The sequence below is a fragment of the Rhizorhabdus antheiae genome, assembly GCF_049889055.1.
GTDB lineage: Bacteria > Pseudomonadota > Alphaproteobacteria > Sphingomonadales > Sphingomonadaceae > Rhizorhabdus.
The window spans coordinates 17,362-39,777 of sequence record NZ_JBLTWO010000013.1 but is presented as its reverse complement, the minus strand read 5'-3'; the positions used below and the strand labels follow the sequence as shown (position 1 = coordinate 39,777).

17 protein-coding genes and 1 tRNA gene are annotated in these 22,416 nt (G+C 66.0%); 11 read left to right on the top strand and 7 right to left on the bottom strand.

Translation table 11 applies throughout. The annotated features are described in order from the left end of the window. The first annotated feature begins 6 nt into the window (after positions 1-6). The 9 genes from ACNI3R_RS18710 to ACNI3R_RS18670 all read left to right on the top strand — a co-directional run bounded on the left by ACNI3R_RS18710 (position 7) and on the right by ACNI3R_RS18670 (position 12,298). Positions 7-3,093, top strand: a complete 3,087-nt coding sequence (locus ACNI3R_RS18710; RefSeq protein WP_426186155.1) for an efflux RND transporter permease subunit — start codon at positions 7-9, stop codon at positions 3,091-3,093. Between the two features lie 94 nt (positions 3,094-3,187). Then, positions 3,188-4,459 carry a DUF445 domain-containing protein gene (locus ACNI3R_RS18705; protein ID WP_426186153.1) on the top strand — a complete coding sequence of 424 codons (1,272 nt, stop codon included), beginning with the start codon at positions 3,188-3,190 and terminating at the stop codon, positions 4,457-4,459. A 365-nt stretch (positions 4,460-4,824) separates the two neighbouring features. Further along, complete coding sequence (locus ACNI3R_RS18700) at positions 4,825-5,562, top strand: response regulator transcription factor (RefSeq protein ID WP_426186151.1); 738 nt, start codon at positions 4,825-4,827, stop codon at positions 5,560-5,562. A gap of 10 nt (positions 5,563-5,572) precedes the next feature. Next, positions 5,573-6,739: a FecR family protein gene (locus ACNI3R_RS18695; protein WP_426186149.1), complete on the top strand. Its 1,167-nt coding sequence runs from the start codon at positions 5,573-5,575 to the stop codon at positions 6,737-6,739. Beyond that, a complete protein-coding gene (locus ACNI3R_RS18690) occupies positions 6,690-8,957 on the top strand; it encodes a CHASE2 domain-containing protein (RefSeq protein WP_426186147.1) in 2,268 nt (755 codons plus the stop codon). Before ACNI3R_RS18695 ends, ACNI3R_RS18690 begins: the two co-directional genes overlap by 50 nt. Positions 8,958-9,038: 81 nt before the next feature. Continuing rightward, the gene (locus tag ACNI3R_RS18685) at positions 9,039-9,524 is read left to right on the top strand and encodes a pyridoxamine 5'-phosphate oxidase family protein (protein ID WP_426186145.1); all 486 of its coding nucleotides are present in this window, start codon (positions 9,039-9,041) and stop codon (positions 9,522-9,524) included. Positions 9,525-9,581: 57 nt separating this feature from the next. After that, a complete protein-coding gene (locus tag ACNI3R_RS18680) occupies positions 9,582-11,408 on the top strand; it encodes an AsmA family protein (RefSeq protein WP_426186143.1) in 1,827 nt (608 codons plus the stop codon). Between the two features lie 72 nt (positions 11,409-11,480). Next, positions 11,481-11,786 (top strand): type II toxin-antitoxin system TacA family antitoxin, encoded by a 306-nt coding sequence (locus ACNI3R_RS18675; RefSeq protein ID WP_426186141.1) that lies wholly within the window; start codon positions 11,481-11,483, stop codon positions 11,784-11,786. 56 nt (positions 11,787-11,842) lie between these two features. Beyond that, positions 11,843-12,298 carry a GNAT family N-acetyltransferase gene (locus tag ACNI3R_RS18670; protein ID WP_426186139.1) on the top strand — a complete coding sequence of 152 codons (456 nt, stop codon included), beginning with the start codon at positions 11,843-11,845 and terminating at the stop codon, positions 12,296-12,298. Between the two features lie 67 nt (positions 12,299-12,365). Here the strand turns inward: ACNI3R_RS18670 and ACNI3R_RS18665 are convergent. The 4 genes from ACNI3R_RS18665 to ACNI3R_RS18650 all read right to left on the bottom strand — a co-directional run bounded on the left by ACNI3R_RS18665 (position 12,366) and on the right by ACNI3R_RS18650 (position 16,740). After that, positions 12,366-12,441, bottom strand: a tRNA-Glu gene (locus ACNI3R_RS18665). Between the two features lie 76 nt (positions 12,442-12,517). Continuing rightward, on the bottom strand, positions 12,518-14,284 hold the full coding sequence (recJ, locus tag ACNI3R_RS18660; RefSeq protein ID WP_426186137.1) for a single-stranded-DNA-specific exonuclease RecJ: 1,767 nt from the start codon (positions 14,282-14,284) through the stop codon (positions 12,518-12,520). A gap of 91 nt (positions 14,285-14,375) precedes the next feature. Further along, positions 14,376-15,350, bottom strand: coding sequence for a class II fructose-bisphosphatase (gene glpX, locus ACNI3R_RS18655; protein WP_426186135.1), 975 nt, complete (start codon positions 15,348-15,350; stop codon positions 14,376-14,378). A gap of 97 nt (positions 15,351-15,447) precedes the next feature. Next, positions 15,448-16,740 (bottom strand): homoserine dehydrogenase, encoded by a 1,293-nt coding sequence (locus tag ACNI3R_RS18650; RefSeq protein ID WP_426186133.1) that lies wholly within the window; start codon positions 16,738-16,740, stop codon positions 15,448-15,450. A gap of 196 nt (positions 16,741-16,936) precedes the next feature. On the opposite strand from ACNI3R_RS18650, the gene ACNI3R_RS18645 reads away from it, so the two are divergent. Next, positions 16,937-17,152 carry a hypothetical protein gene (locus ACNI3R_RS18645; protein ID WP_426186131.1) on the top strand — a complete coding sequence of 72 codons (216 nt, stop codon included), beginning with the start codon at positions 16,937-16,939 and terminating at the stop codon, positions 17,150-17,152. A gap of 98 nt (positions 17,153-17,250) precedes the next feature. On the opposite strand, the gene ACNI3R_RS18640 is transcribed toward ACNI3R_RS18645, so the two are convergent. Beyond that, positions 17,251-17,676 carry an OsmC family protein gene (locus ACNI3R_RS18640; protein WP_426186129.1) on the bottom strand — a complete coding sequence of 142 codons (426 nt, stop codon included), beginning with the start codon at positions 17,674-17,676 and terminating at the stop codon, positions 17,251-17,253. A gap of 101 nt (positions 17,677-17,777) precedes the next feature. On the opposite strand from ACNI3R_RS18640, the gene ACNI3R_RS18635 reads away from it, so the two are divergent. Further along, positions 17,778-18,644: an alpha/beta hydrolase gene (locus ACNI3R_RS18635; RefSeq protein ID WP_426186127.1), complete on the top strand. Its 867-nt coding sequence runs from the start codon at positions 17,778-17,780 to the stop codon at positions 18,642-18,644. A gap of 93 nt (positions 18,645-18,737) precedes the next feature. Here ACNI3R_RS18635 and ACNI3R_RS18630 read toward each other — a convergent pair whose 3' ends face one another. Beyond that, positions 18,738-20,564, bottom strand: coding sequence for an alpha/beta fold hydrolase (locus ACNI3R_RS18630; RefSeq protein WP_426186125.1), 1,827 nt, complete (start codon positions 20,562-20,564; stop codon positions 18,738-18,740). Positions 20,565-20,786: 222 nt separating this feature from the next. Then, a complete protein-coding gene (locus tag ACNI3R_RS18625) occupies positions 20,787-22,349 on the bottom strand; it encodes a hypothetical protein (RefSeq protein WP_426186123.1) in 1,563 nt (520 codons plus the stop codon). Positions 22,350-22,416 lie beyond the last annotated feature (67 nt).

The following is a 22,416-nucleotide window of genomic DNA, read 5'->3' as shown; positions in this document are numbered from 1 at the left end:
AGCGCGATGAACAACATCTCCGCCTGGGCGATCCGGAACCCCATTCCACCGATCGTGCTGTTTCTCGGCCTGACGCTGGCGGGGCTGATCAGCTTCGCGCGCCTCGACATCAACCAGATGCCGGACATCAGCTTCCCCGGCGTCAGTGTCGAAATCCTGCAGCCCGGCGCCGCGCCGACAGAAATGGAGACGCAGATCACCCGGCGCGTCGAGGCGGCGGTGTCGTCGATCGGCAATGTGAAGTCGATCACCTCTTATGTCAGCGAGGGCCTGTCCGGCACGAATATCGAGTTCCAGCTCGGGACGCCGGTCGACCGCGCGGTCAACGACGTGCGCGACGCGGTGTCCAAGATCCGGTCCGAACTGCCCGAAGGCATTTTGGAGCCGGTGACCAAGCGCATCGACGTCGATGGCGGGCCGATCGCCTATTATTCGGTCGAAGGTCTCGACATGACCCTCGAGCAGCTCAGCTGGTACACCGACAATACGGTCATCAAGCGGTTGCAGGCGATCGAAGGCATTGCAGGCGCCTTTCGCGGCGGCGGCGTCTCGCGCGAGATCCGCGTCATTCTCGATCCTGCGCGGATGCAGGCGCAGGGCGTGACTGCGGTGCAGGTCAACAACATCCTGCGCACAACCAACCTCAACGCCGCTGGCGGGCGTGCCGAACTGGCCGGCGCCGAACAGTCGGTCCGCGTGCTGGGCAACGCCACATCGGCCTATGAGCTCGGCCAGACCCAGATTTCAGTCGGCGACGGGCGCACCGTAAGACTGGCCGATATCGCCACCGTGCGCGACTCCTTCGGGGAGCAGCGCCAGATTTCCAAGATGAACGACCGTCAGGTGCTATCGGTCGGCATCCAGAAGGCCAAGGGCGCTTCGGACGTCGAGGTCTATGACAATGTCGTCAAGGTCCTCGACGAGCTGCGCAAGGAGAACCCCAAGGTCGAGTATAAGGAGCTCTACACGAGCGTCCCCTACACCAAGGAGCAATATCACTCGGCCATCGATGCGATGATCGAAGGTTCGGTGCTCGCGGTCGTAGTGGTGTTCTTCTTCCTGCGCGACTGGCGCGCGACCTTGATCTCGGCGATCGCGATCCCGCTCTCGGCGATCCCGACCTTCTGGTTCATGAGCCTGATGGGCTTTACGCTGAACACGATCAGCCTGCTCGCGCTCAGCCTGGTGGCAGGCATCCTCGTCGACGACGCCATCGTCGAGATCGAGAATATCGTCCGGCACATGCGCATGGGCAAGAGCGCCTATCAGGCCGCCATGGACGCGGCCGACGAGATCGGCCTTGCCGTCGTCGCCACGACGATGTCGATCGTGGCGGTGTTTCTGCCGGTGTCGTTCATGCCCGGCATCCCCGGTCAGTTCTTCAAGCAGTTCGGCCTTACCGTTGCTGTCGCCGTGATGATGAGCTTGCTGGTCGCGCGCCTGATCACGCCGATGGCGGCAGCCTATTTCCTCAAGGCCGAGGGTGTGAAGCAGCATGGCGGCGGCCCGATGATGGATCGCTATATCGGCGTGCTGCAATGGTCGCTGCGGAACCGCTGGAAGACGATCGGGCTGGGCGTCGTCTCCTTCATTCTCACGATCATCTTGTTTGCGACGACCCCGAGCGAGTTCCAGCCGCCACTCGACATCGATTACAGCTCGGTCAAGATCGAGCTCACGCCGGGCGCGCGGGTTGCGGAGGATACGCAGCGCGTGGCCGACCAGGCGACCGAGATCCTGCGCAGCCAGCCCGAGGTGCTCAACGCCTTCGCCGATATCGGCGATAATGGCGACACCCGCTTCGCGACGATCTACGTCACGCTGAAACCCGCCAACGAGCGCAAGCGCTCGAGCATCGAGTTCGAGCGCGAGACGGCCCCGCTGCTGGCGAAGATCCCCGATGCGCGGGTAAACTTCCAGTCGCAGAGCGGCGGGTTCGGCCGCGACATCACGGTCATGCTGGCCGGCGACGATCCGATCATCCTTCAGCAGACCGCGAACACCCTGATCGGACAGATGCGCAAGAGCCCGCTGATGCGCGACCCGCGCATCGACGGCGACATCCAGCGCCCCGAGCTGATCATCAAGCCGCGTCTCGACCTTGCCGCCGATCTGGGGGTTACGACCGCCGCGCTGAGCAATGCGATCCGTATCGCGACTTTGGGCGACATCGAGCAGAATATGGCGAAATTCTCGCTGAGCGATCGCCAGATCCCGATCCGCGTTTCGTTGAGCGAGGACTCGCGTCGCGATCTCGCGGCGATCGAGAATCTGCCGGTGCAGACCAGCTTCGGCACATCGGTCCCGCTCAAGGTCGTCGCCGACATCTCGTTCGGCGCGGGGCCGTCAAAGATCCGTCGCTATAATCAGGTTCGCCGTCTCGTGGTCGGTGCCGACCTGGCCCCGGGGGTCATCAGCAGCGAAGCCTATGGTTATATGGACAAATCGACGATCCTGAAGGCGCTGCCGCTCGGGGTCCGCCAGGTCAAGTTCGGCGAGCAGGAGTTGCAGGGCGATCTGATCGCCGGCTTCGTCATCGCGGTGACCGCCGGCGTGCTGCTCGTCTTCGCGGTGCTGGTGCTGCTCTACAAGCGGGTGTTGCCGCCCTTCGTCAACATGGGCTCGCTGTTGCTGGCCCCCCTGGGCGGGATCGTCTTCCTGAAGATCTGGGGCATGTCGGTCTCGATGCCGGTCTATATCGGCCTGCTGATGCTGCTGGGCATCGTGGCGAAGAACTCGATCCTGCTCGTCGATTTCGCGATCGAGGAGATGCGTCGCGGTGTCGACCGCACGGAAGCGATCCTCGAGGCCGCCCACAAGCGCGCCCAGCCGATCATCATGACCTCGGTCGCGATGATCGCGGGGATGTTGCCGATCGTGCTCGGTCTCTCGGGCGACAGCAGCTGGCGTGCGCCGATGGCGGTCTGCGTGATTGGCGGGATCACCATGTCGACGCTCTTGACGCTCGTTATCGTGCCGGCGGGCTTCACCCTGGCGGACGATCTGGAGAAATGGATCGGCCCCAAGCTGGGCAAGTTCCTGATCACGCCGGCGGACCATGAGACGAAGGGCACGCCGCACGCCGCCGAATGAGGGACCGACCATGCCGCCCCCCGCGTCCCGCCCGAAAGGCTGGGGCGGCTCTCCTTTTGGTTGAACTATCCCGCCCAACGGCCATTTAGATCGCATGAACATCTTCCAGGCGACCGGGCTCGACCGCTTCAATCCCGCGCAGGGCGGTGTGCGCGGCATGCGCGTCGTCGCATCGGGCCTGCTCGTCGTGATGGCGGGCCTCTACATCCTCGCCCGATCGCACGAGGCGCCCGGCGAATCTGCCGCATGGGGCTATCTCCGCGCCTTCGCAGAGGCGGCGATGGTCGGCGGCCTTGCCGACTGGTTTGCGGTGACGGCGCTGTTCCGTCACCCGCTCGGCCTGCCCATCCCGCACACTGCGATCATCCCGCGCAACAAGGACCGGATCGGCGACAATCTCGCCGCCTTTCTGCGGGTCAACTTTCTCACAGCCTCGGTCGTCGCCCGGCGGATGCAGAAGGTCGATGTGGCTGCCGCGATCGGCCGGCTTCTCGCCCAGCCTCCGGCGCCCGGCCGCGCGCGCGGCGGCATCGGTCGTGCGTTGGCAACCATCCTCGAATCGCTCGGCGACGATCGGCTGGGCGCGATGGTGAAGGGCGCGCTGGCGAGCCGGCTTAAGGCGTTCGACATCGCCCCCCTGATCGGCCGCACGCTCGACGCGGCGATCGTGGAGAACCGCCATGCCGAGATGCTCGACGGACTGATCGGCTGGGCGGGCCGCATCCTGCTCCACAACGAGACAATGATCCATGACATGGTCCAGTCGCGAACAGGCAAGTTCATGCGCTGGACCGGCCTCGACGAGAAATTGTCGACCGCGATCGTCGAGGGGCTGCACAAGCTGCTCGACGACATGGCGACCGACCCCGATCATCCGCTGCGCAGCAAGGCGCAGGAGGGGCTGGAACAGCTTGCCGACCGGCTGCAGAACGATCCCGTGATGCGCGAACGGGTCGCTGCGATGAAGGCGGAGATCATCGCCAGCCCCGCAGTCGCCGCCTGGCTCGACACGCTGTGGCAGAATGCGCGGGTGAAGCTGATCGAGAGCGCGCGCAATCCCGATGCAGCGATCGGCGGACAATTCGGCGCAGCGCTCCGCCAGCTGGGAGAGACGCTGCAGACGGACGCGCAGCTGCGCCTGACGATCAACCGCTTCGCCCGTCGTATCACCGTCGGGCTGGTCGCCGATTATGGCGACGGTATCGTCAAGCTGGTGTCCGAGACGATTCGCAGCTGGGATGCCCGCACGGTGACGTCGCAGCTGGAAAATGCGGTGGGACGCGACCTGCAATATATCCGCGTCAACGGCACCATCGTCGGCGGACTTATCGGGGTCGGCCTCCACATCCTGTCCGGCCTGCTCTGAAAACGGGACGTCCGCCGGTCGTGGCGGATGCGAATCGATCTGGGCGATGTCGGGAGGTTGGCAATGCCGACGGCCGCGATCCTGAGCCCGTCAGGGCGAGACAGGCCGGCCGGCATGGAGGGGGAGCAACCCTTCCACCCGGCACCCCCGATCATCGAGCCGCCGGCATCACCGCCGCTGGTCATAAGCCGGTTAACCACCGATGTGCCTGTAAACAATTGTAACTTTGGAAATACAATCATTTGCGCCCGGTTCGCTTCGGCTAAAGCCATGTCGTCCCGAAGGGCGAAAGGGAGGCATGAAGATGGGTGGAGCAAAACCCGGCACACTTGGAATCGCGGCGGCGCATAGGCATGAAGGCTGGGATGCCGACCAACGATCCAACCAAGACATCGAGCGATAGCATGCGGATCGCCGTATTGGACGACGAGCCCGCCGCGCGCGCCTATGTCACGCAGACGCTGATCGAGGCCGGTCACTTCGCCTATGAATTCCCCAATGCCCGCACGCTGATCACGAAGCTGCGGCAGGATACGTTCGATCTGGTGATCCTCGACTGGAACATGCCCGACAAGAGCGGCCCCGAGATCATCAGCTGGATGCGGGAGAATATGGACAAGCCAATCCCGTCGCTGCTGCTGACCAACCGCAACAGCGACGAGGACATTGTCGCGGGCCTCAATGCGGGCGCCGACGATTATGTGATCAAGCCCGTCCAGCCCCCGGTGCTGCTGGCGCGCATCGCTGCGGTCCACCGCCGCACCGGTCCGCGCGAGGCAGCCGCCGCAAATGAGAGCTATGGCCCGTACACGCTGCACCCGGCGCGCCAGACGATCAGCGTGGAGGACGAGAATATCGTGCTCACCGCCAAGGAGTTCGAACTGGCGGCGACGCTGTTCCGCAACATGCACCGGCCGCTGTCCCGCTCCTATCTGCTGGAAATCGTGTGGGGCCGTAACCCCGACCTGCCGACCCGCACGCTCGACGCGCATATCTCGCGCATCCGGGCGAAGCTCGGCCTGCGTCCGGAGCGTGGCTTTCGCCTGATCCCGGTGTACAGCTATGGTTACAGGCTCGAAGCGCTCGAGCCCGAGACGGAGTAAGGCGGCAATCGTGCGGAACAAGCTTCTCCTGGCATTGGCGACGGCGCTGACGGTCTGGGCCGCCGCCCCGGTCGCCGCGCAGGCCCCTGCGGCGGAGCAATATTTCCGTTATACGGTGCGCCCCGGAGATACGCTGTCCGCGCTGGCACGCGACTATCTGGTGAGCGACGACTATGTCTCGATCCAGAAGATCAACGCCGTCGCCGATCCACGCCGCCTGCCGATCGGATCGACCTTGCTGATCCCGCAACCGCTGCTGCGGATCGAGACGATCACCGGCGTCATCACATCCTTTAGGGGTGCGGCGACGATCGACGGCCAGCAGGTCGAGGTCGGCACCCAGGTGCGCCAGGGCCAGAAGCTGGAGACAGGCCCCAACGCCTTCGTCACCGTCACCCTGCCCGATGGCAGCGCCATCTCGCTGCCCTCGCAGAGCCGCATCCACGTCTCGCGTCTGCGCCGCATCCTGCTGACCGGCAGCATCGAACGGCGCTTCCGCCTCGAAGCCGGCCGCAGCCGGGCGACGGTGACGCCGATCCGCGACCCCAATAGCGACTTCCAGGTGACGACCCCGCTGTCGGTGTCTGCGGTTCGCGGGACCGACTTCCGCGTCGCGCTAGACGAAAGCGGCGAAAAGGCGCTGACCGAGGTCGTCGGCGGCGCGGTCGAGGTCGGCAAGGATGCCGAGGACGAAGAGGGCGTTCAGGTGCCGCGCGGCTATGGCGTCGTCGCGACCCCCGCCGGCGTCGAGCAGCCCGTCGCCCTGCTGTCCCCGCCCGGCCTCGACAGCGTAGCGCAGACACCGACCGGTGGCGTGCTGATCACCGCCAAGCCGGTCGACGGCGCGCGCAAATATCGCTTTCAGCTGGCGACCGACATCGGCTTCCAGGCGGTTTTCGCGGATTCGACCGCCGACGCGCCGACGATCAGCTTCGAAAATCTCGCCAGCACGCAATTCTTCATCCGGTTGTCGGCGATCGCCGAGAATGGGCTGGAAGGCCTGCCGGCGACCTATGCGCTGGGCCAGCGCGTCGGTGCGCTCGACCTGCCCTGGTCCCGAGTGGACGAAGAGCGGCACGCCCATGCCGATCCCTCGCGTGAGAGTTCCCCCGCATCCATGAGCCGTAATGCCCAGCCGATCAGCGCAAACGGCACCGCCACCACGCCTCTACGCTGAGTGGCTCGCCGTCGCGCTGTTGGCGACCGCACTGGTGGTAGCACTGGTGCTGGGACGACTGACCGAGCGGCTCGACCATATCATCTATGACAATGTTCTGACGGCAGCGAGCCGGCCGCCCCCCGACGACATCGTCATCGTGGCGATCGACAATCGAAGCCTGCAGGCGCTCGGCCGCTGGCCCTGGCCGCGCAGCCTGCATGCGGCGGCGTTGAACCGGCTGGCCGATGCGAAGGTCCGTGCCATCGGCTATGACGTGCTGTTCGTCGAGCCGACTGCCGAGGATGATCTGCTGGCGGCCGCCGTCCGCCGCTCGCCCACCTATCTGCCGATGGTCATCGACGTGCCCGGCGCCAATGGCGCGCCCTATGCGATCGCCCGCCCCGCCGGTCCGCTCGCCGGCGCCTCGGCCGGCATCGCTCAGGTAAACCTGCATTTCGAGGGCGACCGCGTGATCCGGCGCGCCTATCTGGAGGAGGGCGGAGAAGGTCGCTCCTGGCTGCAGCTCGCCGCGCTCATGGCCGGGCTGAAGCCTCAGGGCACCGCCCCCGGCGAGCAGGGTCTGTGGCAGGCGCGCCCCGTGCTTATCCCTTATGGCGGCGCGGCGGGCCATGTTCGGACCATTTCCTTCATCGACCTGATCGAAGGCCGGGTCCCCGCCGAGATTCTGGAGGGCCGCTTCGTTCTGATTGGTGCGACCGCCGACGGCATGGGCGACAGCTATCCCACGCCCACCTCGGGCACCACCAGTCAGATGCCCGGCGTGGAAATTCAGGCGCAACTGCTGGACGCCCTGTTGCGCGGCGAGGCGGTCACTCCCGCCTCGCAGACGGCGGTGCTGGTCGCCAGCCTGATCTCCTTGTGGATCATGCTGCTCGCCTTCCTGCGGCTCAGTCCGCGCGACAATGCCAATCTGGCGGTAGCGTTGCTGGTCGCTCTGCCGCTGCTCTGCCTCGGCCTGTTCGCCTTCCTTCACATCTGGTTGCCCCCCTCTGCCGCGCTGATTGGGCTGCTGTTCGTCTATCCGGTCTGGGGCTGGCGGCGCTTGAACGCGATCAGCGGCTATATGACGGCAGAACTGCGCATGCTGGAAGCGGAGAGCGATGCCCTCCCCCGCCAGCGCCGATCGGGCGTGCAACGCGAGATCACGCTCCAGACCGGCCTGCTGCGCAGCGCGATCGACCGGCTCCGCGATCTTCGGCGCTTCCTGTCGGACGCCATCGGCCGCCTGCCCGACGCGGTCTACGTCACCGGGCTCGACGGCACGCTGGCGCTGTCCAATATCGAGGGACGCCGCCTCGCCCGCCGCCTGGGCCTGCGCGCCGAACCGGGCGGCGATGCGCGCGCGCTGATGGAGCGTTTCCGCTCGGCCGACACGGGCAGCATCTCTCCCTTCGTGCCCGAGGCGCCGCCGACAGGCGCGGGCGAAGCGGTGACCGAGGATGGCGGCAGCTTCGAGATCCGCTATGTCGAACAGCGCGACGCGACCGACACGCAAGTCGGCTGGATCATCCGCGTGGTCGACATCAGCCCGCTGAAACAGGCCGAGCGCCACCGCGAGGAGGCCCTGCAGCTGCTGAGTCACGATATGCGCGCGCCACAGTCGGCCATATTGTCGCTGCTGCGTGGGCCGGAGACGGGCGTCCCCAAATCGATCGCGACGCGCATCGAGAATCTTGCCACTCACACGCTGCAGCTCGCCGAGGACTTCGTCCAGCTGGCCCGCGCCGAAGCCAAGCCGCTGTCGCTGGAGCCGATCGACCTGAACGACGTCACCATCGACGCCGCCGATGCGCTGTGGCCCACCGCGCGCGCGCGCGGCATCAAGGTAGTGGTCGAAGGCGCGGACGAGATGCCGCACATGGTCGATGGCGATCGCCAGCTGCTGACCCGCGCGGTGATGAATCTGGTCGGCAATGCGATCAAATATAGCGACGAGGGCATGGTCGTCCGCTGCGTGCTGGAGGAACGCGACGAGCGCATCATCCTGGCGATCGTCGATCAGGGCATCGGCATGACCGAGGAAGAGCGGTCGCGTCTGTTCGAGCGCTTCCAGCAGGGATCGCGCGAGGGTATCGGTCTGGGTCTGGCCTTCGTCCGGACCGTCATCGGCCGGCATCGCGGGCGCATTTCCTGCGACAGCAAACCGCGGCAGGGCACCACCTTCACCATCGATCTGCGCAAGAGTGATTTCGACCCCTTCGCCGACGAAGAATAGAATGGCGCCTCGCTGCTCTTCCCGGTGACGCAACCATGATCCGGTCTCTTCGTTCTCCCTCCGACATAGGAGGAGAATGACATGACCGACGTTGCCGAGCTCAAGGAAACGCTCTGGAAGAAGATGAGCGATGGCCCCTTCGTGATGGCAGGTCTGACCGGTGAGCATCAGCATTCCGAGCCGCTGACGGTGATGCTCGACAAGGATCAGGTCGACCGCCTCTATTTCTTTATCGGCCGCAACAATCGTCTCGCAAAGGGCGGCCCGGCAATGGTGCAGTTCGTGTCCAAGGGGCAGGATTATTTCGCCTGCCTGTGCGGAACCGCGACCGTCGACAATGATCCGGCTATGATCGAAAAGCTCTGGTCCAAGCCGGTCGAAAGCTGGTTTCCCGGCGGAAAGACCGATCCCAACCTCGCCCTGCTGCGCTTCGACATCGCCGATGCAGAACTGTGGGAAGCCGACATGTCGCTGACCGGCAAGATCAAGATGCTGTTCGGCGCCAAGGTCGATCCGAGTGAAGAGGGCAGCCACGCCCGCGTCTCGACCACGGCCGTCAACAGCTGATACAGCATAGCGCGCGATGATCGAACCGTTCGCCCGCCCCGCACGCCGGGGTGTAGCTTGAAGCCGGCGGTTCGCACCGCGCTCATCGGCACGGCAGCACTATCGGCCTTTGCGGCGATCGGGCTCGCGGCCTTCCCCTGGGGCATGCTCCGGGGGGAGGCCGAACGCCGTCTGTCGGACCAATATGGCCGCGCGGTCAAACTCGCCGCGCTCGAACGGGTCGACGTCTTCTCGTTCAGCCCGCGCCTGCGGATCCGTGGCCTTACCATCCCGCAGGCCAGTTGGGCCGGGTCCGGGTCGACCGTTGCCATTCGGCAGGCCGAGTTCGACCTGTCCTTGCCCGCCCTGCTGACCGGATCGACGCAGCTGCGTGACGTGCGGGTTGACGGCCTGCGTCTCGATTTCGTTCGCGCAGCCGACGGCCGCGAAAGCTGGAAAGGGACGAAGACAAAGACATCGGCGGGCGGCAGGGGCCCGGTGATCGACGGGCTGCGCATCACCGATGGTCGCCTCCTCTATCGCGACGCCAAGCGCGACCGCACCCTTAACGCCGCGCTGACCGTGGGCCCCGGCGGCCTGAAGCTCGACGGCCATGGCACCGTGCTCGGCGCGCCGGTGCGGATGACCGCCTCCGGTCCCTCCGCCACGGGCAGCGCTGCCTGGCCGTTCCGGGCGGATATTGCCGGTGAAGCGCTGACGATGCACGCGCAGGGGACGATGGACCGACCACTCGACATCCGCCACATGGCGCTGACCGTCACAGCGCGCGCGGCCAACCTCTCCTATGTCGATGCGATCATCGAGGCGGGCCTGCCCAGAACGCAGCCTGTGCGCCTGTCGGCCCGTGCCCGCCGCGAGGGCAGCGACTGGACCGTGACCGGGCTGAACGGCAGCATCGGCCGCTCACACATCGAAGGCAGCGCCACGATCCGCAAGCGCGACGGACGCAGCCTGATCGACGGCCACGTCCATTCGCGCCAGCTCGACTTCGACGACCTGTCCGACGCGCGCGGCCGGTCCATCGCCGCCGCCAAGCGCGCCAAGGCCGGCCCGCGCGTCTTCCCCGACACCGCGATCGATCTTCACAATGTCGCACGCACCGATGGACGCCTGACGCTGAAGGCCGACCGGCTGCTCTGGCCCGGCCCCTCCCCCTTCCGCTCGCTCAGCGGCACGCTCGACCTCCAGCACAGCCTGCTCCGCATCGACGACCTGAGGCTCGGTCTGACCCATGGCACGATGCAGGGCAGCTTCCGCGTCGACCAGCGCAGCGGCCGCCCGGTGATGACGATGGCGCTGGAGCTCCGTGACGGCCGGCTGATCGACTTCGCCCCCGACACGCAGGTCCACGGGCGGCTCGACGGCCGATTGCGCCTGACCGGCACCGGCCGCACGATCCGCGCCGCCGTCGCCCGCTCGGACGGCCCTGTCGCGATCGTCGCCCGCGACGGCGCCCTCCCCGCCCGCACCGCCGCACTGCTGGGCCAGGACCTGCTCAAGGGGTTGACGCTCGACAAGGCCAAGCAGGCGAGCCTGCGCTGCGCGATTGTGCGCCTGGACGTGCGTGGAGGCATGGGCAGCGCCAACCCGATCCTGATCGACACGACCCGCGCCCGCACCGACATCAGCGGTCGCGTGAACCTCGACGGCGAACGCATGATGCTGGCCATGCGCGGCACCGCCAAACAGGACAGCGCGCTGAAGCTGCAAGGACCGATCACGATCGCCGGAACGCTGAAACAGCCCCAGATCGCGCTGCCCGAAGGCGGGCCTGTCGGCAACATCCTCAAAAGCATCGGCAGGGCGATGGACGGGAAGAGGGAGCCGGTTGCGGCAGATGCTGCGTGCGGGGTGCTGGCCAAGCGAGCGATGGCGGTTGGGTAAACGGGGACAAGGCAGTATTGGCGTATTGACAACGTAGATACGACATATCAGATTATCGACATGGCAAAAGCTATGTCCACTTCGACCCCTGTCCCGGAGCGTTCCGACGCTTCGGATGCGAAGGCCAGCATCAATCTTCGGATCGAGGCGCAGACCCGGCGGATGATCGACGATGCCGCCGCCATTCTCGGCAAGACACGTACAGAATTCATGGTCGAAAGTGCCCGGTCGCGCGCCACGGACGTCCTGCTGGATCAGCGTCTCTTTGTGCTCGACGATGCTCGCTACGACGCCTTCGTCGACGCTCTCGACAATCCGCCCGCCCCCGGCCCCAAGCTGCGCACCCTGTTGCGGCGCACCCCGGCCTGGGACGCCTGAACGACATTAAGACTTTAATGGGCCTGTCGGCACCAGTCCCGCTGACAGCGGCTCATATGCTGGAGGGATTCGACTGCGGCAACGCGGCGCTCAATGACTGGCTCACGAAACGGGCTCTCAAAAACGAAAGCCGATTCTCGCGCACATATGTCGTCTGTGACGATGGCGAGGTGGTTGGCTTTTTCTGCATTTCGGCCGGAGCAATCGAGCGCTCCGCCGCTCCAGGCCGACTCCGTCGTAATGCGCCAGATTCGATACCCGTCTCCGTGATCGGTCGGCTGGCAGTCAGCAAGAGCCACGCGGGCCGAGGCCTCGGCGCCGATCTCCTCGCTGACGCCCTGCGACGGATAGCAGTGGCATCGCAAAGCATCGGTATCGGCGCGGTCATGGTGCACGCAAAGGACGAGCGAGCAAAACGCTTCTACCTCGCCTGCGCCGAATTCATCGAGTATCCGGCAAACAGCCATATGCTGTTCCTGCCGATCGATACGGTGGTTGAAGCCTTCGGCTAGCTAGCAGTTGATGAGCAGGAAAGTCGCTGAACGGCTATTGCCGACATCCGGGCTTCCGAATGAGCAATGGTGACCCCAACGGGACTCGAACCCGTGTTTTCGCCGTGAAAGGGCGACGTCCTAGACCGCTAGACGATGGGGCCGTGCAGCGTGTGGCGGGCCGATTAGGGCAGGTGCCGGAGATGGTCAAGGGCGGTTCGTCGATATTGTGCAAATAACTCAGTCGGCCCAGGCCGCATCCTCGACATGAAGCTCGGCGGCGGGGCGGTTGCCCCAGTCGTCGATCTTCGGGCGGCCGGCGATCCACAGCGTCCGGTCGGGGCCCGCGCCCAGCAGGGACTGGCCAAGCGCATTGTCGGCAGCGCGGAAGGCGATCGTCTTGATCGAGCGGCCGTCTCGGCCCGACACCACCGCGCGGACATGGCCGTTGCCCACCACATCGGCGCGGATGACGCGCACCGCGCCCGCTGCGATGCGCGGAGAAGGCCAGCCCGCGCCATAGGGGCCGCCGGCCTCCAGCGCCTCCACCAGTGACGGAGTGACCCCTCCAGGCGCCACGACAGCGTCGAGCAGCAGCGCGCGGTCGTCGCGGGCGCGGGACACGTCGGCAGCCAGACGGTCGTCGAGGAAGTCGGCGAGCGCGTCGACGGCGCCCGGCGCCACGGTGACGCCCGCCGCCATCGCATGGCCGCCGCCTGCGACCAGCAGGCCCATGTCCTTCGCCGCAAGGATGGCCGCACCCAGGTCGACGCCCGAGATCGAGCGGCCCGAGCCCTTGCCGATCCCGGCCTCGTCGAGCGCGATGACGATCGCGGGACGGCCAAGCTTCTCCTTGAGCCGACCCGCGACGATACCAATGACGCCGGGATGCCAGCCTGTGCCCGCCACGACGGGCACCGATCGATTCGCCAGCCGGTCGGCCATTTCCTCGGCCTGATCCTGCACCAGCTTCTCGATCGCGCGCCGTTCCTCGTTGAGACGGTCGAGCTCGGCCGCGATCGTCCGCGCCTCGTCCCGATCCTCGGTCGTCAACAGGCGCACGCCCAGATCGGACTTGCCGACCCGCCCGCCGGCGTTGATGCGCGGGCCGAGCGCGAAGCCCAGATCGGTGCAGGTCGGCGCGCGTTCCAGCCGCGACGCCTCGATCAGCGCGGCGAGGCCGATATTGCGCCGGCCGGCCATCACCTTGATCCCCTGCGCCACGAACGCCCGGTTGAGCCCGCGCAGCGAGGCGACATCGGCGACCGTGCCCAGCGCCACGATGTCGAGCAGATCCATCAGCCGGGGTTCGGCGCGGGTCGCGAACCAGCCGCGCTGGCGCAGCACGCGGATCAGCGCGGCGCCCAGCAGGAAGGCGACCCCGACCGCCGCCAGATGGCCATGGGCGGCGCCCTCCTCCTCGTCGAGGCGGTTCGGATTGACCAGCGCATAGGCGCGCGGGAGCGCGGCGGCACATTTATGGTGATCGACGACGATCACCTCCAGCCCCGCATCGCTCGCCAGCTGGAGCGCCTCGAACGCCTGCGCGCCGCAGTCCACGGTTACGATCAGGCGCGAGCCCCCCTGCCCGATCCGCAGCAGCGCCTCGCCCGAGGGGCCATAGCCCTCCATCAGCCGGTCGGGGATATAGGCCCCCGCCTCGAGCCCGAGCATCCGCAGCAGCCGGATCAGCAGCGCAGCCGAGGTCGCCCCGTCGACGTCATAATCGCCGAAGATCGTGACCTTCTCGCCCGCCTGCACCGCGTCGGCGAGGCGCTCGGCGGCCTTGTCCATGTCGCGGAAGATCGAGGGATCAGGCATGAAGGCGCGGATCGTCGGCGCGCGGTGCGCCTCTATGCCGTCACGCGGGCAGCCGCGCGCGAGGAGCAGCTGGGCGACGAGGTCATCGGGCTCGAAATTGGCGTCGATGCCGTCGACCGTGCCCCCACGCCAATGCCAGGGCTGGCCAAGGATCGAACGGGTGATGTTGAGGACGGGTGATCGCATGGCGCTGCCTTAGCGCCTTGCTGCCCCCAAAGGAAAGGGCGCCCCCCGCGTGGTGGACGCCCCTTGTTCCTTACCGCTTGTCCGGAACGGATCAGCGGGTCTTGCGGTGCTCGCCCTTGACCCAGCGGACCGTGCCGGAGGAGGCGCGCATCACGACGCTCTCGGTGGTCATCAGGCCATTGGCACGGCGCTTGACACCTTCGAGCAGCGAGCCGTCGGTGACGCCCGTTGCAGCGAAGATGGCATCGCCCTTCACCAGATCGTCGAGCTTGTAGATCCGGTCGAAATCGGTGACGCCCCAGCGGCGGGCGCGCGACTTCTCGTCCTCGTTACGGAACAGCAGCCGGCCCTCGAACTGGCCACCGACGCACTTCAGCGCCGCCGCCGCGAGCACGCCTTCCGGCGCGCCGCCCGAGCCCATATAGATGTCGATCGTCGTGTCGGGATTGGTCACCGCGATCACGCCGGCGACGTCGCCGTCGGGAATGAGGACGATGCCGCAGCCGAGCGAGCGCAGCTCGGCGATCAGCTTTTCGTGGCGCGGACGATCGAGCACGCAGGCGATGATCTCGTCGGGCTCGACGCCTTTGGCCTTGGCCAGCGCCTTGACATTCTCGGTCGGGCTGCGGTCGAGGCCGACGATCCCGTCTGCATAGCCCGGCCCGATCGCCAGCTTGTCCATGTAGACGTCGGGTGCGTTGAGCAGGCCGCCTTCTTCGGCGATCGCCAGCACGGCCAGCGCGTTGGGGCCGGCCTTGGCGGTGATGGTGGTGCCTTCGAGCGGATCGAGAGCAATGTCGATCTTCGGGCCGGTGCCGATGCCCGATCCGACCTTCTCGCCGATGTAGAGCATCGGGGCTTCGTCGCGCTCGCCCTCGCCTATCACGACGGTGCCGTCGAACTCGAGGCCGTTGAAAGCCTCGCGCATCGCTTCGACTGCGGCATGGTCGGCCGCCTTCTCGTCACCCCGGCCGATCAGCTTCGACGCGGCGATCGCCGCAGCCTCGGTAACGCGCACCATCTCCAGAACGAGGACCCGGTCGAGGGCCTTGCTTGCCTTCACCATCAAGGAATGCCTTTTCTGCTTTTCGTTCGGCCGAAGCGCTTAGGCGAGGCCGGTTACAATGTCGAGAAGCCCGGCGCGGCCGGGCCCGCGATTGCGATCAGTCGTCGAGAATGTGCATGAGCATCGGCTTGCCGGCAAGGCTCTGGGAGCCTTCGAGCCGGTCGAGCGCATCGACCACGGCGCGTTCCGGGCCGACATGGGTGACCATCGCGATCAGCACATTGCCATCGTCCGACGCGCCGCGCTGGATCAGGCTTTCGATCGAGACGCCCGCGTCGCGCATCGCCGCGGTCAGCTCTGCCAGGACGCCGGGGCGGTCGGCGACGGTGAAGCGCAGATAGGCGCGACCGCGACGATCCCCCGCCTTCGCCGGCGCAGGCGTGGCAAGGGCGGCGACGGGCATGGCAAAGGCCGGCCCGGTTTCGCCGCGCGCAATGTCGATCAGGTCGGCGACCACAGCGGAAGCGGTCGGCCCCTCGCCCGCGCCGCGCCCCTGAAAGAACAGCTGGCCGACGAAATTGCCATGCGCCACGACCGCGTTGAGCGAGCCCGAGACATGGGCGAGCGGATGGCTGAGCGGGACGAGGCAGGGGTGGACCCGCTGGAACAGCCCCTTGTCGCTCGCCTCGCCATGGCCGACCAGCCGGACGCGGAAGCCCAGAGCGGCAGCCTCGGCAATATCGGCCGCGATGACGTGGCGGATACCGGTGATCGCGATCGATGCGAAGTCGACCGCCGTGCCGAAGGCCAGGCTGGAGAGGATCGACAGCTTGTGCGCGGCGTCGACGCCGTCGATGTCGAAGCTGGGATCGGCCTCGGCATAGCCCAGCCGCTGCGCCTCGGCGAGGACATCGGCGAAGCTGGCGCCCTTCTCCTCCATCTCGGTCAGGATATAGTTGCAGGTGCCGTTCAGGATGCCGAAAACATGGCTGATGACATTGGCGGCGGCGCCCTCGCGCAGCCCCTTGATCACCGGAATGCCGCCTGCGACGGCGGCTTCGTATTTCAGCGCGACGCCCTGTTTTTCGGCGATGGTCGCCAGTTCGATGCCATGATGCGCGATCATCGCCTTGTTGGCGGTCACGAAGGGCTTGCCGGCGGCAAGCGTCTCGCGCGCCAGCGTGAGCGCCGGGCCATCGGCACCGCCGACGAGTTCGACCACGACGTCCACATCATGCGCCGCGGCCAGCGTGGTCGCATCGTCGACCCAGGCGAAGCGGGCGAGATCGACACCGCGATCACGCGACCGGTCGCGCGCTGAAACCGCGACGACCTCGATCGGACGACCGGCACGACGCTCGATCAGCGTGCGGTTCTCGTCGATCAACTTGACGACCCCGGCCCCGACCGTACCCAGTCCCGCGAGCGCCACCCTCAACGGTTGCGACATAGCTATCCCCTGACTCAATGACGCCCGCGTCCTAGGGGCCAAGCCGCCGCTTCGCAACGCCTGCAATGCGGCGCGCATCGTTTCGCAGGCACAATATCGCATTTTCAAACACTTGGGCGAATGGCCAGGAACGAAGGTCATTGCCGGTCTGTTCTACCCGCATCCCGCTTCCGGGACGATCACAGGAGATGATGCCATGAGCGAGAATCGCCAGGGCGGCAACGACCGCAATCAGCAGATGGACCAGGGCCGCGGCTCGCAGAGCCAGCAGGATCAGCAGCGCGACGGCCAGCTGGAGCAACAGCGCCAGGACCAGCGCCGCGAGCAGGACGGCAAGTCCTCGGGCGGACAGGCCGATCGCGAGGAAGCCGATCGGCAGGATCGCCTTCCCGATCGCGACCAGCAGCGCTGACCACGGCCGGGGCAGCGTCCAACGCTCCCTTTCCTACCGTTCACCAACTGATCGAGGCTCCGGCGTGTTCCGTCGGAGCCTCTTTCGCATCCGAACGATCAGACCAGCTTGCGGTCCAGCGTGATCTCCGCGTTGAGCAGTTTCGAGATCGGGCAATTGGCCTTGGCCTCGTCGGCGATACGCCCGAACTCCGTCTCGTCGATGCCATCGACCTGCGCTTCCAGCGTCAGCGCCGAGCGGGTCACCTTGAAGCCGGCGCCGTCCTTGTCGAGCGATACCTTCGCCTCGGTCTTCAACTCGCCGGCCGTATAGCCGGCGCCCGCCAGCGCAAAGCTCAGCGCCATGGTGAAGCAGGAGGCGTGGGCGGCGGCGATCAGTTCCTCGGGGTTGGTGCCCTTGCCGTCCTCAAAGCGTGTGTTGAAACCATAAGGCTGGTCGGACAGCACGCCCGACTGGGTCGAGACATGGCCCTTCCCATCCTTGCCGAGGCCCGAATAGCTGGCCGATCCGCTGCGAACGATCATCGATATGTCCTTTCGTGCTGAGGTTCTGCGCGACAACGCATGACGCAACCGAAACGGCCCGACTGGCGTAGTGCCTGATATCCGATATGTGCGGAGGGATGATGACGAGACTGACGGTGGCGGGGCTTGCCCTGGTCCTTGGCGGGGCACTGGCGATCGCTGCCTGTTCGCCGCTGCGAACCTTCGACGCGGTGATGCCGAAGGACGGCAGCAGCCGGAAGGTCGCGGGCGACATTGCTTATGGCGAAGGCCCGCGCCGGATGCTCGACGTCTACGCTCCGGTCGCGCGCGACGGCGCGAAACTTCCGATGATCGTCTTCTTCTATGGCGGCTCCTGGGCCGACGGCACCCGCGAGGGCTATCATTTCGCCGGCCGCGCACTCGCGGGACAGGGCTTCGTCACGGTCGTGCCCGACTATCGACTGGTGCCCGAGGTCCGCTTTCCCGGCTTCCTCGAGGATTGCGCTGCCGCCGTCCGCTGGGCGCGTGCCCATGCCGCGCAATATGGCGGCGATCCCGATCGGATCGTCCTCGTCGGCCACTCGGCGGGGGCTTATAATGCCGCGATGCTGGCGCTCGACCCGCAATGGCTGGGCGCCGATCGCGCCGCCGTGCGGGGCTTTGCGGGGCTGGCAGGGCCCTATGATTTCCTGCCGCTGAAGGGGGCGGTGGTGGAGAAGACCTTCGGCGCCTGGCCGCGTGCTGACGAGACCCAGCCGATCCACTATGCCTCTGCCGGGTCACCCCCGACCCTGCTGCTCCATGGCGGCGAGGACGGCACCGTCTGGCCGAAGAACTCGATCAACCTGTCCCGTCGCCTGCGTGCCGCCGGTGCGGATTCGGAACTGAAAATATATCCGAAGACCGGCCATGTCGGCATCGTCACCGGTCTCGCCAAACCGTTTCGGGGCGACGTGCCCGTGCTCAAGGACGTCGCGGCCTTCGCCCATGAAGTGACGGCGAACTAGGCCACTCCGTTCGCGAGCGGGAGAAGGTTCGCTGCCCGATTATCAGCGTGGCAGTTTTGCCAGGACTACGCCGCTACGAAGTGGTCTTTCGGCTCAACCAAGGGTCACCACCACTTTGCCAAAGGCGCCCTGACTGGCCCTTGTATAAGCGGCTTCCGCCTGATCGAAGGGATAGCTGCTGTCGATTACGGGTTTCAGCCCTTTGCCGGCCATGAATTCTGCGAGGTCCTCATGGTCCTTGCGCGAGCCGACCATTACGGCACTCAAGCGGAGGGCCGAGAAGATCAATGGCAAGGCGTCGATCGTTCCGCCAAATCCATCGAGCGCCCCAATGAGTGCCAAATGACCGTTTAGCCCCAATGCAGACAATGAGTTCTGCAAAGTTCCCGCGCCCCCGAGCTCGATCACATGATCGACCCCGGCGCTATTGGTCCGCTTGCGCAACTCACCGCCCCATTCCGGGCACTCACGGTAATTGATGGCATCCACAGCACCGAGCGATCTTGCCTTCGCGATCTTGTCCTCGCTGGAAGACAGGACGATCGGCCGTGCGCCCATTGCCGCTGCAAGCTGAATGGCAAACAGCGCCACGCCGCCGGTTCCGATCACCGCTACGCTGTCGCCAGGCTGGACATTGCCGAGAGGGCGTAGCGCAGACCATGCGGTCACGCCGGCGCAGGGCAAACAAGCGGCCTCCTCGTAACTCCAGCCTTCCGGGATTGCGACGAGCCCGTTCTCGGAAAGAATGACGTAATCGGCAAAGACGCCCGGTCCCCCAGCCCCCAGCGCAGACAGAACGCCAGGCAGGGTAAGGCGGCCCGCTGGCTGGTTCTGCAGAAAGGCCGAAGCCACCCGGTCGCCCGCCTTCCACTGCGTTACGCCTGCACCCACTGCCACGATCTCGCCCGCTGCATCGGAAAGGGGAGTAAAATGGTCCGCACCGTTCACCGGATAGGATAGATCTCGGACGCCTATGTCGCGCCGATTGATCGACACAGCGTGGACCCGAACCAGGATCTCACCAGCACCAGGTTCGGGAATGGATCCATCGCTCCTGACCAGGTCATAGCCGGCGGTGGACCGGACGAGATGGTAGCGTCGATTGTTCATGGATTCCCTATCTTTTGTCTGACGCAGGACCGAACGAGCGAACGCGCCGCTTTGCCGTTCAGGTGTCGCGAGGAAAGCGGGGCCGGTTAAATCGACTGGCACGCTCGGAAATTGTTGCCGTACCCTGCTCAACATTCCGTTGAGGGTGAAGGGATCGTCGCTCGCCTGCACCACTCGCACGGCGGTGCGGCCCGCTTCCAGGATCGTGGCGAGGACCGCACCAAAGTCCTGAGCGAAAATCGCGTCGAAGGCCAGGTCGCGTCCAGGTCCGGCAACGATCGCCCCCAGCGTCTCGGCATGGACGAGTTCGGTCACCGGATCGAGAAACAGCGAACGCATCAGCGCGAATGTTTCGGCCAGATAGGTGCCATCGAGGTCGATCGGTGGCACGGTCGCCATGTTCTTCCGGGTCGAAGCGCGCTCATCCTGGTCGGCCATCATGACCCCGGATAGCGTTAGCGACAGGCAGCGTTCGGGCGCCATAGCGGCTATCTCGGCAGCAAAGTGCGTACCGGTATGATGTCCCGCGAGATGGAAGCGATCGATGTCGAGGGCGTCGATCGCGGCAAGCAACCAAGCCCCGTAATCCCGTGCAGTCGGCGCGCCATGGGGTTGGAAGCTCTGACCGAAACCGGGCGTGTCCAACGCGATGGAAGCCTGTCCGGAACGTGCCAGATACTCCATCACGAGAGTGAAGCTTGCCGATGAAACCGGTGTTCGGTGCAAGAGGATCACCGGTGTTTCGCCAGTCCCTACCCTGCGTCCGTGGATCTGTCCGCCATCTACGGACACATAGAATCTGCCACCCATCAACGCACATCCTTGCAGCGCCCACAGGCCGAGTTACTTGCCTCGCAACGTCTTAAGGGAGGAACAGAGCAAAAAGTCCGACAGGCGGATCATGCCTGCCGCTGGCGGACGCGGTGTCTGACTAGATCGACCGGAACAGGAGAAATGGCAGCCATGCTAGCCGATAGACGCCTGTTGGGCGAGTTCTGACGAGTGCCAGCTTGAACGGTACCGCTTCCCCGTTCAGCGCGGGAGTTCGCCGATCGCGTCGAGGAGGGCCTTGCGCTTCGGAGTCTCCGACAGCGGCTGACCGCTACGCTCGGCCATGCCGAAATGCATCGTCGTGCCGATCGGGCTGGTCGAATGGTAGAGCATCAGCAGGTCGCCGAACTCGCGGTCCCAGCCGGTGAGAAAGCGGCGATAGGCGTCGCCCATGCGAGGATCGCGGTTGAGCCGCTCCATCAGCGTCTTGTCCGGGCCATTATAAGTGGCGTGCTGCCCGCCCTCATAACCGATGTAGCGCAGGCCCCTGGCATCGGCCATCTGCTTGAACTGCCGCGCGGTCTTGAACGTCTCCGGAATAGACGCATCGATCGCAGCGAAGATCGGGCCGAGATCGGCGGTCGGCGTCTTGGGATCGGCCAATACGGTCTGCGCGAAATAAAGCGCGCTCGACAGCGCATCGATATGCTTGACCATATCCTTGTAGTTCAGCGCATATTCGACGAGGCCGGGCCAGGCATTCTGCCCCGACAGGATCCGGACGACGCCCTTCGGCCGGTCGGCATAGACCTGTTCCCAGATGGTGAAGACCTCGATCGACCGCTGCGCATAGCGACGCATGCGCGCCTCATTCTCGTCGGCCGACAGGCGCAGCTTCATCCCCTCGTCGCGCGCCTGCCGCGCGGCGGGGAAGTCGAGATTCCAGATTTCGTTGCCGACCTCTATATAAGCGGTGCGCTTGGGATCGAGATGCTCGTGCACATAGCGCGCGAAGCTGGCGACATAGACGGCATCGGCCTTCCACGGCAGCGTGAACCAGGGATCGACGCCCGCCTGATTGGCCAGCGCCACCATATGCTCGACCGCAACGCCCTGCCGCGACTGCTGGATGAAGGCGTCGGCCGGCGTGCGGCGCGACCAGTCCCCCGCCTCGTTCAGATTGGCCAGCGACCAGTCCATGAAGCGGACCGCTTTGTAGGCCGAAAGCTCCTTGACGAAGGCAGGATCGAACAGCGCGCGGGGATCGGCGTCGGCCTCGCGGCAGTCGATCGCGCGGACCGGATCGGCAGGATCGGTTTCCTCGATCTTGAAATAGGCGGTGCGGACATCGGGCCGCCAGGTGAAGTCGATCCGCCCCGGGCTGGCGCGGAGATTGAAGGTCGCGACCCCCGCGACCTTGCCCTGCCCCTTATAGGTGCAACGGATAGCGAGATCGGCATCGTAGCTGCGCGGCGGGCGGGTCAGCGCCAGCGCCGCCTGTTCGCCGGGACGCAGCGACAGGACGGTCCCGCGCTGGTCGAGGCGATTGGCCGGCATTTCCGACCAGCCGCCCATGATCGAACTCCAGCCGCCCCCGGCCGCCAGGTTCATGAAGGAGCGCTCGGCGGTCCAATAGGCGACGGTGGACAGGTTGATCCCGAATGCGGTCTTCTGTTTGGGCAGAGGCGCGGCGGCAGTTGCCGGCGCAGCGATGACATTGTCGCCGAAAGACGATCCCGGCGCGGACGTCTTGTCATAGCGGGTGACGGCGACCAGCGCGGCGCAGGCCGCGCCCGCGATGCCGAGAACGGCGAGACGCCTCATGAACAACCGCACATCTGCCCCCGCATTGTCGCTCCTTTCTCCGCTATAGGGTCGGGCCGGGGTCTGC

Excerpts from the sequence above, each read along its gene's own strand:
- ACNI3R_RS18625 (WP_426186123.1), bottom strand. The coding sequence starts at position 22,349 with ATGAGGCGTCTCGCCGTTCTCGGCATCGCGGGCGCGGCCTGCGCCGCG.
- ACNI3R_RS18635 (WP_426186127.1), top strand. The coding sequence starts at position 17,778 with ATGACGAGACTGACGGTGGCGGGGCTTGCCCTGGTCCTTGGCGGGGCA.
- recJ (WP_426186137.1), bottom strand. The coding sequence starts at position 14,284 with ATGCGATCACCCGTCCTCAACATCACCCGTTCGATCCTTGGCCAGCCC.
- ACNI3R_RS18705 (WP_426186153.1), top strand. The coding sequence starts at position 3,188 with ATGAACATCTTCCAGGCGACCGGGCTCGACCGCTTCAATCCCGCGCAG.
- ACNI3R_RS18690 (WP_426186147.1), top strand. The coding sequence starts at position 6,690 with ATGCCCAGCCGATCAGCGCAAACGGCACCGCCACCACGCCTCTACGCT.
- ACNI3R_RS18645 (WP_426186131.1), top strand. The coding sequence starts at position 16,937 with ATGAGCGAGAATCGCCAGGGCGGCAACGACCGCAATCAGCAGATGGAC.
- glpX (WP_426186135.1), bottom strand. The coding sequence starts at position 15,350 with ATGGTGAAGGCAAGCAAGGCCCTCGACCGGGTCCTCGTTCTGGAGATG.
- ACNI3R_RS18700 (WP_426186151.1), top strand. The coding sequence starts at position 4,825 with ATGCCGACCAACGATCCAACCAAGACATCGAGCGATAGCATGCGGATC.
- ACNI3R_RS18710 (WP_426186155.1), top strand. The coding sequence starts at position 7 with ATGAACAACATCTCCGCCTGGGCGATCCGGAACCCCATTCCACCGATC.
- ACNI3R_RS18630 (WP_426186125.1), bottom strand. The coding sequence starts at position 20,564 with ATGGGTGGCAGATTCTATGTGTCCGTAGATGGCGGACAGATCCACGGA.
- ACNI3R_RS18670 (WP_426186139.1), top strand. The coding sequence starts at position 11,843 with ATGCTGGAGGGATTCGACTGCGGCAACGCGGCGCTCAATGACTGGCTC.
- ACNI3R_RS18640 (WP_426186129.1), bottom strand. The coding sequence starts at position 17,676 with ATGATCGTTCGCAGCGGATCGGCCAGCTATTCGGGCCTCGGCAAGGAT.
- ACNI3R_RS18650 (WP_426186133.1), bottom strand. The coding sequence starts at position 16,740 with ATGTCGCAACCGTTGAGGGTGGCGCTCGCGGGACTGGGTACGGTCGGG.
- ACNI3R_RS18675 (WP_426186141.1), top strand. The coding sequence starts at position 11,481 with ATGTCCACTTCGACCCCTGTCCCGGAGCGTTCCGACGCTTCGGATGCG.
- ACNI3R_RS18685 (WP_426186145.1), top strand. The coding sequence starts at position 9,039 with ATGACCGACGTTGCCGAGCTCAAGGAAACGCTCTGGAAGAAGATGAGC.